Annotated in this window: 12 protein-coding genes; 8 read left to right on the forward strand and 4 right to left on the reverse strand. The window is 69.6% G+C overall.

Annotated elements, in window-relative coordinates; all coding sequences use genetic code 11:
• Positions 1-75: 75 nt before the first annotated feature.
• Both ACFV1J_RS31015 and ACFV1J_RS31020 read right to left on the reverse strand, forming a co-directional pair.
• Complete coding sequence (locus ACFV1J_RS31015; protein ID WP_385863599.1) at positions 76-720, reverse strand: MEDS domain-containing protein; 645 nt, start codon at positions 718-720, stop codon at positions 76-78.
• Positions 721-740: 20 nt separating this feature from the next.
• On the reverse strand, positions 741-2,441 hold the full coding sequence (locus ACFV1J_RS31020) for a PucR family transcriptional regulator (RefSeq protein WP_385863601.1): 1,701 nt from the start codon (positions 2,439-2,441) through the stop codon (positions 741-743).
• A gap of 310 nt (positions 2,442-2,751) precedes the next feature.
• Between ACFV1J_RS31020 and dnaK the strand changes: the two genes are divergently transcribed.
• The 8 genes from dnaK to ACFV1J_RS31060 are packed head-to-tail and all read left to right on the forward strand — an operon-like array spanning position 2,752 to position 11,649.
• Entirely contained in the window at positions 2,752-4,662 is a 1,911-nt protein-coding gene (dnaK, locus tag ACFV1J_RS31025) for a molecular chaperone DnaK (protein WP_385863603.1), read from the forward strand.
• A gap of 9 nt (positions 4,663-4,671) precedes the next feature.
• Entirely contained in the window at positions 4,672-5,187 is a 516-nt protein-coding gene (locus tag ACFV1J_RS31030) for a nucleotide exchange factor GrpE (RefSeq protein ID WP_385863606.1), read from the forward strand.
• A gap of 6 nt (positions 5,188-5,193) precedes the next feature.
• Positions 5,194-6,150: a DnaJ C-terminal domain-containing protein gene (locus ACFV1J_RS31035; protein ID WP_385863608.1), complete on the forward strand. Its 957-nt coding sequence runs from the start codon at positions 5,194-5,196 to the stop codon at positions 6,148-6,150.
• A complete protein-coding gene (locus ACFV1J_RS31040; protein WP_078953265.1) occupies positions 6,147-6,557 on the forward strand; it encodes a chaperone modulator CbpM in 411 nt (136 codons plus the stop codon). The genes ACFV1J_RS31035 and ACFV1J_RS31040 overlap by 4 nt, the downstream gene beginning before the upstream one ends.
• Positions 6,548-9,190, forward strand: a complete 2,643-nt coding sequence (gene clpB, locus ACFV1J_RS31045; RefSeq protein WP_385863611.1) for an ATP-dependent chaperone ClpB — start codon at positions 6,548-6,550, stop codon at positions 9,188-9,190. Before ACFV1J_RS31040 ends, clpB begins: the two co-directional genes overlap by 10 nt.
• Positions 9,191-9,195: 5 nt before the next feature.
• Positions 9,196-9,639: a thioredoxin gene (trxA, locus tag ACFV1J_RS31050; RefSeq protein WP_385863660.1), complete on the forward strand. Its 444-nt coding sequence runs from the start codon at positions 9,196-9,198 to the stop codon at positions 9,637-9,639.
• A 28-nt stretch (positions 9,640-9,667) separates the two neighbouring features.
• Positions 9,668-9,931 (forward strand): UBP-type zinc finger domain-containing protein, encoded by a 264-nt coding sequence (locus ACFV1J_RS31055; RefSeq protein WP_385863612.1) that lies wholly within the window; start codon positions 9,668-9,670, stop codon positions 9,929-9,931.
• Positions 9,931-11,649, forward strand: a complete 1,719-nt coding sequence (locus tag ACFV1J_RS31060; protein WP_385863613.1) for an FAD-dependent oxidoreductase — start codon at positions 9,931-9,933, stop codon at positions 11,647-11,649. Before ACFV1J_RS31055 ends, ACFV1J_RS31060 begins: the two co-directional genes overlap by 1 nt.
• A gap of 96 nt (positions 11,650-11,745) precedes the next feature.
• On the opposite strand, the gene ACFV1J_RS31065 is transcribed toward ACFV1J_RS31060, so the two are convergent.
• Both ACFV1J_RS31065 and ACFV1J_RS31070 read right to left on the reverse strand, forming a co-directional pair.
• Positions 11,746-12,105 (reverse strand): nuclear transport factor 2 family protein, encoded by a 360-nt coding sequence (locus tag ACFV1J_RS31065; RefSeq protein WP_385863615.1) that lies wholly within the window; start codon positions 12,103-12,105, stop codon positions 11,746-11,748.
• Positions 12,106-12,130: 25 nt separating this feature from the next.
• On the reverse strand, positions 12,131-12,913 hold the full coding sequence (locus tag ACFV1J_RS31070; RefSeq protein WP_385863617.1) for an SDR family oxidoreductase: 783 nt from the start codon (positions 12,911-12,913) through the stop codon (positions 12,131-12,133).
• Positions 12,914-13,078: the final 165 nt, after the last annotated feature.

Raw genomic sequence — 13,078 nt, forward strand, 5'->3', positions numbered from 1 at the left:
CGGCAAGCCGGGGTTCCGTGCCGGAACCGGACGGCGGGATGTGCGCACGGCCGGAGCCGTGGGCGGTAAGCGGTGTCAGGTCTCCCCGGAGGCCGGTGGCCCGGTCTCCTCGTCGGGATCGAGGAAGTACGGATTTTCCATGATCATGCCGTTCAGCCAGACCTTCGGATGGGCCTTGATCAGGGGGACGATCAGGTCACTGTGGAACATCTCCAGGTCGTACATGCACATCACCACCTGAGGATGCGACCGCAGCCACCGGGTCGCGTGCATCTCGTACCGGACCAGGTCCTGGACGAAGGCGGGTTGCACCAAGGGCTGGGCCCAGCTCATGTCGGCGGCGAGCCGGGCGCAGGTGTCGTTGTCGGACGGGAACATCTCGTCCGACCATGCGGAGAGCCGGGCCAGTGCGCGGTCTCCGTCGAAGGTCCCGTCCCGCAGATACTCGTTCGGGCCCCTGATCTGGAGGTTGTTGCCGCCCCGGCCCACCGCGGGGGCGTGAGAGGCCAAGACGTCGCGAAAAGTACAGCCGTCGCCCTCCGTACCCAAGAGGAGGCAGAGGTGCCCTGTACTCAGGCCCTCCGCCAAGAAGGGGGTCATGAGCTGGTCCCGCTCGGCACGCCCCCGGTACAGGGCACAGATGTGGTCGCCGGGAGTCAGTGGTACTCCGCCCAGGTGGGCGACAGCGGCCACGGGGGTGTCCGCTGTCCGCCGGTGCATCGCTCGCCTCCTGGTCAGGGTCAGCCGCCCAGGACTTTCCACACCCGGGTGGCGACGTGCAGGTTCAGCCGGCTGTCGACGGCTCCGAGGTCGCTGCCGCTGACCTCGCGGATGCGCTGGAGCCGGTAGCGCAGGGTGCTGCGGTGGATGGCCAGGGCGGCTGCCGTGGCGTCGTAGTTGCCGCCGCACTCGAAGTACTGGGAGAGGGTCCGGACCAGGTTCGAGTGGTGGGCGGCGTCATAGTCCAGGAGCGGGCCGAGCCACTCACGGACGAACTGCTCGACCTCCCGGTAGCCGCCGCCCGACCCCAGGATGCGGTAGAGACCCAGTTCGTCGAAGGTCGTGGCGCCGTGGGGGGACTGCGAGCGCTGGCGGACCTCCAGGGCGCGCAACGCTTCCTGGAACGAGCGGGGGATCTCGCTCGGGGTGTCGCAGCGGCCGCCCACACCGATCGAGCCGGTGGGTGAGCCGAGTTCGCGGCCCACTGCCTCGTGCAGGGCCTTCGCTGGGGGACGGCCTTGCAGTACGAGGACGGCCATCCCGGACCGTCTGGCCAGCAGTGACCGCATCCGCAGCCCGGCTGCCGACCTGCCGACCGCTTGCACGAAGGTGTCGTCGGCCGGCCGGCCCACCCATTGCACGGCGGCGAGATAGTGCGGACCGCGCAGGTCATGGCCGACGGCGGCGGCCCGGGCGTAGGCGCTCGCGTCATCGGTGCCGGTGATCAGGTCGTCCACGAGTTCACGTCGTAGCCGCAGTTCCACCTCGGCGAGGTTGCGCAGATGGGCCAGTTCCAGGGCCAGCGCGGTGCTGGCGTAATCGAGGGCGAACCGTTCTTCCTCGCCGGAGCCTGCTTCGGGGTCGATCAAGGCCACGGTGCCGAGGACCTCGCCACGGTGCTGGGCCAGCGCGATGACCTGTTCCGCCACCCGCACCGGACGCTGCCGGCGGGCCGCATCCTGCAGAAGCTCTTCGTGCGAGGTCGCCTCGGGTTTGGGGTAGGGGTCGGGGCGGCCCGGGCCCGCCCAGGCCCGCAGATTGCCGAAGCGGTCCTCGATGGCGACCGGGTAGCCGGTGAGCCGGTGGAGGGCCTCGGCGATTCCCTGTACGCCGTCGTCGTGCGCGGAGGCGTCGCTGAGCATCTCGTGGACGGAGCGCTGATGCTCCAGTTCGGAGACGGATGTGGTGAGCCGGGCGTTCGTGGCCGCGCGGTCATCGCTGAGCTGCCGCAATTGCTGTTCACGGTGGCGTTCCGTGCGCCGGGCCATGGCTTGCGTCAGGGCCGCCGCGGTCTGCTGAGCCAGGACCCGCAGCAGGAAGTACTCGTCATCGGTGGGCTGGGCCGGTGCGCTGACCACCAGGTGGCCGATGGCGTCCGCCGTGCTGCGCAGCGCGAGGCTCCAGCCCCATTCCCGGTCCGGCACCGTGACCGGCCCACCCTGACCGCCCAGTCTGCGGACCTGGGCATCGAGGTGGGGGGTGGCGTGGGGCCAGTCGGCGGGTGTGCGGGTCAGGCCGTTGGCGAGCGTGAGGTAGGCGGCCTCGGCGCGGCACGGACCGAGGGTGCCGACGGCGGTGAGGGCCCGCGTCAGGACGTCGCTCTCGTCCGGCGCACCATTCATGATCATCGAGAGCACGAAAAGGCTGTACAGGTTCGCCAGGTGCTCGCGGCCCCAGCTGTTCCGGGGGGACCGGCCCGTCGTGCCCGAGGTCGTGGCCATGGTGGGATCACGGGCCTTTCTAAGGGACTCGCCCGAGATCCACACTACCCAATGACGCAGATCTTGTCCGATATGCCCTTTGATCAGCTCACCCTGGCAGACCGAGATTCCCTACGGATTTCGGCCTCGCAGGCGCAGGCCGCGGGTCGCCCGCCATCGCGAGACTGATGCGGTCAGCCGTGAACCAGTAGCAGCGGCATGCTCAACCGGCTCGGGAGCGCGGCGGCCGGCACCACCGCCACCGAGGAGTGAGACCCCGCGGCACAGGGCGCGCGAACGCTTCCGTGGCTTTCGATGAAGGAGTATCCCCATGGCTAAGGCAGTCGGCATCGACCTCGGAACCACCAACTCGGTGATCGCCGCGTGGGAGGGCGGTGAGGCGACGGTTCTCCCGAATTCCGAGGGCAGCCGCACGACCCCTTCGGTCGTCGGGTTCACCGAGACGGGCGAGCGGCTCGTCGGTCAGTTGGCCCGCCGCCAGGCGATCCTCAACCCCAAGGGCACCATCTACTCGGCGAAGCGCTTCATCGGCCGCCGCTACGACGAGGTCTCGGACGAGGCGAAGGCCGTCGGCTTCGACGTGGTCGCCGACGACCACGGCAACGCGCGCTTCGAGGTACGCGGCAAGCTGTACGCGCCCGAGGAGATCAGCGCGCTGGTCCTGCGCAAGCTCGCCGACGACGCCGCCAAGCAGCTGGGCGAGAAGGTGACGGAAGCCGTCATCACCGTCCCCGCCTACTTCAACGACGCCCAGCGCACCGCGACGAAGGACGCGGGGCGCATCGCGGGACTGGAGGTCCTGCGCATCATCAACGAGCCCACGGCGGCGGCCCTCGCCTACGGGCTGGACAAGAAGGGGCACGAGACCGTGCTCGTCTTCGACCTGGGCGGCGGCACCTTCGACGTCAGCCTGCTCGACGTCGGCGACGGGGTGGTCGAGGTCCGGTCCACCGCGGGCGACAGCCACCTGGGCGGCGACGACTTCGACCGACGGCTGGTGGACCACCTGGCGGACAACTTCCAACGGGACAACGGCATCGATCTGCGGAAGGACCCGCAGGCCCTGCAACGGCTTTTCGAGGCCGCGGAGAAGGCCAAGACCGAACTCAGCTCGGTCACCCAGACGCAGGTCAGCCTGCCGTTCATCACCGCGGACGCCGCCGGCCCGAAGCATCTGACCGAGACCGTCATGCGGTCCACGTTCGAGCAGATCACCTCCGACCTGGTCGAGCGGACCATGGAACCGGTCAAGCAGGCGATGGCCGACGCCAAGATCAGCGAGAGCGATATCGACGAGGTCATCCTCGTGGGCGGCTCCACCCGCATCCCCGCCGTCCAGAACCTGGTCCGCCGGCTGACCGGCGGCAAGGACCCGAACATGAGCGTCAACCCCGACGAGGTCGTGGCCATGGGCGCCGCGATCCAGGCCGGAGTGCTCAAGGGCGACGTCAAGGACGTCCTGCTGCTCGACGTCATCCCGCTGTCGCTGGGCGTGGAGACCCGCGGCGGTGTGATGACCAAGATCATCGAGCGGAACACCACCATCCCGGTGCGCCGCACGGAGACCTTCTCCACCGCCGAGGACAACCAGGGAGCCGTCGACGTCGTCGTCCTGCAAGGAGAGCGCGAGCTCGCGAAGGACAACCGCGTCCTGGGCCGCTTCCAGCTCAAGGACATCCGCCCCGCGCCCCGTGGCGAGCCGCAGATCGAGGTCACCTTCGACGTCGACGCCAATGGCATCCTGAACGTCACCGCGCGCGACAAGGACACCGGCGCCGAGCAGGGCATCACCATCAGCGAGGGCTCCAACCTCGACCAGAGCGAGGTCGAGCGGATGGTCCAGGAGGCCGAAGCGCACCGCGGCGAGGACCAGGCACTGCGCGCGGCGGTGGACGCCCGCAACGAACTGGACGCCGTTGCCTACCAGGTCGAACGCCGGCTGAACGAGCTGGGCGACGCCGCACCCGCGCACGAGAAGGCACGGGCCGACATGCTCGTCACCGACGCCCGGCAAGCCGTCAAGGAAGAAGCGCCGCTCGACAAGGTCAGGTCGCTGACCTCCGATCTCCAGCAGATCCACGCCTCGCTGGCCTCCCACCAGGCAGGCGCCGGCCCGTCCGCGGAGGAGCGGGCCACGGCGGACGCCGGGGCAGGCGGTGCTTCGGGCAGCTCCGCGGGATCCGACGACGACGTGGTCGACGCCGAATTCGACAAGAGCTGAGGTGCGGCGATGTCCACCGAACAGGAGCCGACGACGCCCCAGGACGAGCTGAGCCAGGCCCTGCCCCCGGAGCAGCCGGAGGTGGACGACCACGCCGCGGCCCTCGACGAACTCCAGGACCGCTGGCGCCGCGCCCTCGCGGACCTCGACAACCTCCGCAAGCGCCACGCCAAGGAACTGGACGCCATACGGAACGAGGAACGTGCCCGCACCGCGGCGGCCTGGCTGCCGGTGGTCGACAATCTGGACCTGGCGCTCACCCATGCCGGATCCGATCCGTCCGCCGTGGTCGAAGGCGTCAAGACCGTACGCGACCAGGCGGTCGACGTGCTCCGCCGGCTCGGGTATCCCCGCTACGAGGAGACCGGAGTGCCGTTCGATCCGGCCGTGCACGAGGTCGTCGGCACCGTCGACGACCCCGATGCCGAGCCGAACACCGTCGTGCAGGCGGTGCGTCCTGGCTACGGCGAGGGAAGCCGGCAGCTGCGCCCCGCGGCCGTCATGGTCAGCAAGCGGCAGGAGTGACGCCCCATGGCACGGGACTACTACGACGTGCTCGGGGTGCAGCGCGACGCGAGCTCCGACGAGATACAGCAGGCCTTCCGCAAGCTGGCCCGCAAACACCACCCCGACATCAACAAGGACCCGCAGGCCGAGGAGCGCTTCAAGGAGCTCAACGAGGCGTACAGCGTGCTGTCCGACCCCAAGACGCGCAAGCGCTACGACCGCTTCGGCGAGGACTTCCGGCAGATCCCGGAGGACTGGGAAGAACGGGTGGGGGCGGGCGTGGGGGCCGGGGCGGGAGCCCGGGGCGGCGGTTGGTCCACCGGCGGCGGCCGGGTCCGGTTCGCCGACTACGGCGAGGGATTCGACGGCTCCGGCTTCAACTTCGAGGACCTGTTCGGCGGGCTGTACGGCCGCGGCGGAGGCGGCGGACGCTGGGGCCCGGTTCCCGGGGCCGACCAGGAGGCCGAGATCCAGCTCGGTGTCGAGGAGGCCTACCACGGCGGCCGCCGCGGCATCACCCTCGCCGGGCTCGGCGGACAGCGGACCTACGACGTCAACATCCCGCGTGGCGTGGTCGACGGACAGCGCATCCGGCTGGCCGGGGAAGGCGGCAGGGGCAGCGACGACGGTCCCCCGGGAGATCTGTACCTCCGCGTACGGATCAAGCCCGATACGCGATTCCGCCTGGAGGGCCGGGACATCCACGTCGCGCTTCCCGTCACGCCCTGGGAGGCGGCGCTCGGCGGGACGGTACCGGTACCCACGCCCGGCGGCACCGCCAAAGTCACCGTTCCCAAGGGCTCGTCCAGCGGCCGCCGGCTGCGGCTGCGCGGCGAGGGCATGCCCAACCCCCGTGGCGCCGACGGAGATCTCTACGCGGAAATCCGGATCATGGTGCCGCCCGAACTCAGCGACCGGGAGCGTGAGCTCTTCAAGGAGCTGGCCGCCGTGTCCACCTTCGACCCGAGGAAGCCAGGATGACCCATGATCCACGGCGCGCTGCCGCCGGGCCGGAGGCCGGGCATCGCCGGCCGACGGCGCCGGACAAGCAACGGGCCCTGAACGTCGTTGTCCGCAACTACGCCCTCGCGCCCGTCGACAGACTCAGCCTGGACGTCGTGGCCCGACGCTCCGGACTCCACCCCGATCTCGTCCGGCGGTTCGTCACCCTCGGCCTGGTCGACGCCACCCGCGACCACAGCGGCCGGCTGTGGTTCGACCCGGGCGCGCCCGCAACTCTCGCCCGCATCCAACGGCTACGGGCCGGGCTCCCCCTCAACTACGCCTCCCTCGGTCTGGTGCTCGACCTGCTCGACCGGATCAGTGAGTTGGAGGCCGCGTTGAGACGCAGCAACGCCGGCTCGAGGAGTGATGAATCGTGGATATGAACCGGCTCACCCTGAAGTCGCAGGAAGCCCTTCAGGAAGCCCAGACGATCGCCGGCCGGATGGACCAGACCGAGGTCGACGGTGAGCATCTGCTGCTCGCCCTCCTCGACCAGCCGGACGGGCTGGTGCCGCGGCTCTTCGACCAAGCGGGCGCCGACACCAAGGCGTTGCGCGCCTCGCTCATGAGCGAGCTGTCACGCAGACCGAAGGTGACCGGACCCGGCGCCACACCCGGCCAGGTGTACGTCACCCAGCGGCTGGCCAAGCTGCTGGACACCGCCGAGCAGGAGGCCAAGCGGCTCAAGGACGAATATGTGTCCGTGGAGCACCTCGTCCTGGCACTGGCCGATGAGGGCTCCAGGACCGCGGCGGGACGTCTGCTCAAGGAACACGGCATCACCAAGGACGTCTTCCTCTCCGCGCTGACCCGCATCCGCGGCAACCAGCGGGTCACCTCGGCGACGCCCGAGGCCGCGTACGAGGCGTTGGAGAAGTACGGCCGTGATCTGGTCGCCGAGGCGCGCAGCGGCAAGAAGGACCCGGTGATCGGCCGGGACGCGGAGATCCGCCGCGTCACCCAGATCCTCAGCCGCAAGACGAAGAACAACCCCGTGCTGATCGGCGATCCGGGCGTCGGCAAGACGGCCATCGTGGAGGGCCTGGCACAGCGGATCGTCCGCGGCGACGTCCCCGAGGGGCTGCGCGAGAAGACCATCTTCTCCCTCGACATGAGCTCGCTGGTGGCGGGCGCCAAATACCGCGGTGAGTTCGAGGAACGACTGCAGGCCGTGCTGAGCGAGGTCAAGGCCGCCGAGGGGCGCATCCTGCTCTTCGTCGACGAACTCCACACGGTCGTCGGCGCCGGCGGCGGCGCCGAGGGCGCGATGGACGCCGGGAACATGCTCAAGCCGATGCTCGCCCGCGGTGAGCTGCACATGATCGGCGCCACCACGCTGGAGGAGTACCGCAAACACGTCGAGTCCGACGCCGCGCTCGAACGCCGCTTCCAGCAGGTCCTGGTGGACGAGCCGAGCGTGGAGGACACCGTCTCCATCCTCCGCGGCCTGCGCGAACGTCTTGAGGTCTTCCACGGCGTGAAGATCCAGGACACCGCGCTGGTCGCCGCGGCCACCCTCAGCCACCGCTACATCTCCGACCGCTTCCTGCCGGACAAGGCCATTGACCTCGTCGACGAGGCCTGCGCCCGGCTGCGCACCGAGATCGACTCCATGCCGGCCGAACTCGACGAGATCACCCGCCGGGTGACCCGTCTGGAGATCGAGGATGCGGCCCTCGCAAAGGAGACCGACGCCGCCAGCCGCAAGCGGCTGGAGGAGCTCCGGCGCGAACTGTCCGACCTGCGCGCCGAGGCCGACGCCATGAACGCCCAGTGGGAGGCCGAACGCCAGGCCATCCGGCGAGTGCAGGAGCTGCGTCAGGAACTGGAACAGGTCCGTCAGGAAGCGGAAGAGGCCGAACGCACCTACGACCTCAACCGTGCCGCCGAACTGCGCTACGGCACACTCACCGAACTCGAACGCCGGCTGGCCGCCGAAGAGGAGACGCTCGCCGCCAAGCAGGGCGACACCCGGCTCCTGCGCGAGGTCGTCACCGAGGACGAGATCGCCGAGATCGTCGCCGCCTGGACCGGCATCCCGGTGACCCGGCTGCAGGAAGGCGAGCGGGAGAAGCTGCTGCGGCTCGACGAGATCCTCACCGAGCGGGTGATCGGCCAGGACGAGGCCGTCAAGCTGGTCACCGACGCCATCATCCGGGCCCGCTCCGGCATCCGCGACCCGCGCCGTCCCATCGGCTCGTTCATCTTCCTCGGCCCCACCGGCGTCGGGAAGACCGAGCTGGCCAAGGCGCTCGCCGCGGCACTGTTCGACACCGAGGAGAGCATCGTCCGCCTCGACATGAGCGAGTACCAGGAACGGCACACCGTCAGCAGACTGGTCGGAGCGCCACCCGGATACGTCGGCTACGAGGAGGGCGGCCAGCTCACCGAGGCGGTACGCCGCAAGCCCTACTCCGTGGTCCTGTTCGACGAGGTCGAGAAGGCACACGCCGATGTCTTCAACACCTTGCTGCAGGTACTCGACGACGGCCGGATCACCGACGCCCAGGGCCGCACCGTCGACTTCCGCAACACCGTCGTCATCATGACGTCCAACATCGGCTCCGCCCATCTGCTCGACGGGGTGACCTCCGACGGCGAGATCAAACCCGAGGCACGGGCTCTGGTCATGGGCGAACTGCAAAGCCACTTCCGCCCCGAGTTCCTCAACCGCGTCGACGACGTCGTGCTGTTCAAGCCCCTGGGCATGGACCAGATCAAGCGCATCGTCGAGCTGCAGTTCAACGACCTGCGCCGACGCCTGGCCGAACGCCAGATCACCGTCGAACTCACCGAGCGGGCCCGCGAGCTCATCGCCCAGCAGGGCTTCGACCCCGTCTACGGGGCACGGCCGCTGCGCCGCTACATCTCGCACGAGGTCGAAACACTCGTCGGGCGCGCCCTCATCCGCGGCGATGTGCGGGACGGCTCGGCGATCCGGGTCGACGCCCAGAACGGTGAACTGGTCGTGACGTACGACAGGCCGGCCCAGGCAGAGCACGGAATGGCTGCGTGAGAACGGTGACAACGAGCCCGAGCAAGACGGTCGTCTGTGAGTCGTGCGGCCGCAAGAACCGGGTGCCGGCAGCGGGGGACGGGCGCCCCAAATGCGGAAGCTGCGGTACCCCGTTGCCCTGGATCGTCGATGCCGGCGATGACGACTTCGCGGAGATCGCCGACAAGGCGGCGCCCATCGTCCTCGTCGACCTCTGGGCCACCTGGTGCGGTCCCTGCCGCATGGTCAGCCCCGCACTGGAACAGGTCGCCCGCGAGCTCGCCGGAAAGATCAAGCTCGTCAAGGTCGATGTCGACCAGGCCCCCAGGCTGTCCCAGCGATTCCAGGTGCAGGCCGTGCCGACCCTGCTCCTCCTCGACCAGGGAGAGGTGATCGCCCGGCAGGCCGGCGCCGCCCCCGCCAACGTGCTGCGCCAATGGGTCGAGGAGACCATCGCGGGTCCCCGCTGAGCCCGTCCGCCAAGGAAGGACGACCATCATGACCACCGAAAGCGACTGGCACCTGTCGCTCGTGCGCCCGGTGACACCGCGCACCCCCGAGGGCTGCGAGGAGTGCCTGCGCCTCGGCTCTCCCTGGGTGCACCTCAGGCTGTGCCTGACCTGCGGACACGTCGGATGCTGCGACTCCTCGCCACTCAAGCACGCCCGTCTGCACGCCGCCAACGTCGGCCACCCGATCGTGCAGCCCTTCGAGCCGGGAGAGAACTGGCGCTGGTGTTACGTCCACGAGGCCGTGGTCTGATGACCGCCGCGGGCCCGGATGGGATACTGACCGAAACCCGCGATCAGCACGGTGCCTACCCCCGGCTGACGCCGGAACAGCTCGATGCGCTGGCCCAGTACGGCGAGTACCGCACCACGCGGCGGGGCGAGGTGCTGTTCCGCGAGGGCGAACCGTGCGAGGAGTTCCTTGCCATCGTCAGCGGGATGGTCGAGGTCATCCACGACTACGGCGATCCCGACCAACGCACCGTGGCGGTACACGGCCCCGGCCGCTTCCTGGGGGAACTCGGTCTGCTCGAAGGGCAGACGGCGTTCGACACCGCGGTCGTACGCAAGCCCGGCCAGGTCCTCGCGGTCCCGGTGGAGCGCCAGCGGGTCCTGGTGGCACGCGATCCGGCCCTCGGGGACCTGGTGCTGCGCGCCTACCTCGGCCGCCGGTCCCTGCTCATCGGCCTGGGCGCCGGCTTCCGGATCCTGGGCTCGTGCTACTCGCCCAACACCCTGCGACTGCGTGAATTCGCCGCCCGCAACCGGCTACCACATCGATGGATCGACCTGGAGAAGGACAAGGAAGCCGAGGCGCTGCTGCGCCGGTTCGGCATCCGCCCGGACGAGACCCCGGTCGTCATGTGGAAGGGAGAGAAAATACTGCGCAATCCCAGCGTCGCGGACCTCGCCCGCCTCATCGGGCTCCCCACCTCTGCGCACGGCGACGGTGAATACGACCTGGTGGTGATCGGCGCGGGCCCGGCCGGGCTCGCCGCCGCGGTCTACGGCTCATCGGACGGCCTCGTCACCGTAGCCGTCGACGCCATGGCCACCGGAGGCCAGGCCGCCACCTCCTCGCGCATCGAGAACTATCTGGGCTTCCCGTCCGGGATCTCGGGTGGCGAACTCATGGAACGCTCGGTGCTCCAGGCCCGCAAATTCGGCGCACAGCTCACCGTTCCCGCCGAGGCCACCTCGCTCGAACCGCGTGACGGCCGGTACACCCTCACCTTCGCGGACGGCTCCGAGATCCGGGCCGCCACCATCGTCCTGGCCTCGGGAGTGCGCTACCGCAGGCTCGACATCCCGGGCATCGACCGGCTGGAAGGCTCCAGCGTCTACTACGCCGCCACCCTCCACGAAGCCAACCTGTGCCGGATGGACCCGGTGGCCGTGGTCGGCGGGGGCAACTCCGCAGGCCAGGCGGTGCTCTTCCTCGCCGAATACGCACCCAAGGTGTATCTGCTCGTCCGCAGCGGCGACCTCGGCAAGGACATGTCACGCTATCTGGTGGACCAGGTGACACGCCATCCGAAGGTCGAGGTGCTGACCCACACCGAAGTGCGCCAGGTCAACGGAGAGGGCACCCTGCGGTCGTTGACCGTGGAGGACAACGCCTCCGGCGACCGTCACGAACTGCCGGCCCGCGTCCTGTTCGTGTTCATCGGCGCCCGGCCACACACCGAGTGGCTGAAGGACGTGGTCGCGCTGGACCGACGGGGGTTCGTGCTCACCGGCGCCGACGCCCGGGCAGCGGCCGACGAGAACATCTGGGAATCGCTCGGGCGCGGGCCACTGATGCTGGAGACCACGATGCCGGGCGTCTTCGCCGCGGGTGACGTCAGGAGCGGGTCGGTCAAGCGGGTCGCCTCCGCCGCGGGGGAGGGCGCCATGGCCGTCCGACTCGTCCATGAACACCGGGCCCAGGAAGGCAATCTCGTCCGCGGCTCCGGCGTGAGCGAGAAGTGACGGCACTGTCCGAACCGATGCCCACCGAGGCGAGCAACTGCGGGAAATGGCACTTCACGGGCCGGGCCAGATGGTCTTCCTGGCGTGGGTGGGGGCTCAGGGCTCGATGACGAGGCGTTCGATGAGGCCGTCGCGGAGTGTGAACTGGTAGCGCAGATCGATGGCCCCGCCGGGGAAGTTGCCCTCGAGGTGGTGGGTGGCGAGGTAGCGGGTTGCGTCGGTCTGCTGGGCGCCGGTGAGGTGGATGGTGTAGTGGAATTCGGTGGCGGATCGGTCGAGCCATTCCCCGATCGCCCCGGTGCCCTCGTAGGTGTCGCCGTCGTCGATCACTGTGGCGTCGCGGGTGAACGCCGTGAGTGCGGTTGCGGTGTCGTGGGCGCGGTGCGCTTTCAGGTAGCGGGTGATCACCTCGGGCAGGGGGTCCGCGGTGCTGGTTCGGGGCGGGTTGCCGTGCATGACGCTCCCTGGGGTGGTGGCAGGTTCAGACGGTGGGGGTGGTGCCGCCGTCGATGACGTGTTCGGCACCGACGATGGCCGAGGCGCGGTCGGAGACGAGGAAGGCGACGAGCTCGGCGACTTCCTCAGGCCGGTTGGGACGGCCCAGCGGGATGCCGCCCAGGGAGTCCATGAGCCGGCCCAGCGCCGCTTCCTGGGTGATGTCTGCCTCGTGGGCGATCCGGGCGACAAGGTTGTCGGCGGCCGAGGTCTGTACGAAGCCGGGCGAGACGGTGTTGACGCGGACGCCGTGCGGGGCGACCTCGTTGGCCAGGCCCTTGCTGTAGGTGGTCAGGGCGGCCTTGGCGGCGGCGTAGGCCAGGGTTCCGTTCCACAGCGGCATGCGGCGCTGGATCGAGGTGACGTGCACGATCACGCCCTTGCCCGTGGCGATCATGTGCGGCAGGAGTGCGCGGTCCAGGCGGACAGCGGCCAGCAGGTTCGTGTTCAGCTCCCTGGCCCAGTCGTCCTCGCCGAGCGCTGCGAACCCTCCAGCCGGCGACTCGGACCCGCCGAGGGTGTTGACCAGAATGTCGACACCTCCCACGCGGGCTTCCACCTCGGCGGCGACGTGGGCTGCGCCCTGGGCGGTGGACAGGTCGGCGGTGATGAACGCATTCTCCTCGACGTCGTCAGGGCGGCTGCGGGCGGTGACCAGTACGTTTGCGCCGACCTGGGCGAGACGTCGGGCGATGGCGGCTCCGGTGCCCTTGGTGCCGCCGGTGACCAGAGCGCATCGGCCTTCGAGGCATTCGCTGAGGGAGGTCACGATGTGCTCCGTTCCCGGGTGCGGACGCAGAAGGCACCGCTCCCGTCCGCTCCCGTCGTTACTGCTAAAATAGCACCCACTAACTTCGACTTTAGCAGTAACCGAGGGGGTGGTCGCCGTGGCAAGCCGGATCAGGCTGTCGGACCGAGAGTGCCCGCTGTCTAC

It is taken from the genome of Streptomyces sp. NPDC059649, from assembly GCF_042734445.1.
Taxonomy (GTDB): Bacteria; Actinomycetota; Actinomycetes; order Streptomycetales; family Streptomycetaceae; genus Streptomyces.